This is a genomic window from Vibrio sp. 10N.286.52.C3, from assembly GCF_041468865.1.
Classification (GTDB): domain Bacteria; phylum Pseudomonadota; class Gammaproteobacteria; order Enterobacterales; family Vibrionaceae; genus Vibrio; species Vibrio crassostreae_C.
In genome coordinates, this window is sequence record NZ_JBFRJM010000147.1 from 1 (window position 1) to 467 (window position 467).

Annotated in this window: 3 tRNA genes; all 3 read right to left on the reverse strand. The window is 49.5% G+C overall.

Annotation, left to right across the window (positions count from 1 at the left end):
• Positions 1-68 precede the first annotated feature (68 nt).
• Positions 69-145 (reverse strand) — tRNA-Met (locus AB4138_RS23880).
• 71 nt (positions 146-216) lie between these two features.
• A tRNA-Gly gene (locus tag AB4138_RS23885) sits at positions 217-292 on the reverse strand.
• Between the two features lie 56 nt (positions 293-348).
• Positions 349-425, reverse strand: a tRNA-Met gene (locus AB4138_RS23890).
• Positions 426-467: the final 42 nt, after the last annotated feature.

The window sequence follows — 467 nt, forward strand, 5'->3', positions numbered from 1 at the left end:
AGCTAGTATCGCATTAGTTAATCGCTGCTCTTACTGCCTTGGGCAACAGATAGCGCTTAACTGTAATGTGGTTGCGGGAGCCGGATTTGAACCGACGACCTTCGGGTTATGAGCCCGACGAGCTACCAAACTGCTCCATCCCGCGTCCGGATGCATTGTTTAAGACAATGAGGCTTAAACCATTTTCATCTTCAGCATAAAGCGTGAGAGAGAATTTGGAGCGATACATCGGGTTCGAACCGATGACCTCAACCTTGGCAAGGTTGCGCTCTACCAACTGAGCTAGTATCGCATTAGTTAATCGCTGCTCTTACTGCCTTGGGCAACAGATAGCGCTTAACTGTAATGTGGTTGCGGGAGCCGGATTTGAACCGACGACCTTCGGGTTATGAGCCCGACGAGCTACCAAACTGCTCCATCCCGCGTCCGGATGCATCAATTAAGTTGATGACTCTGTTCTCTAAAAA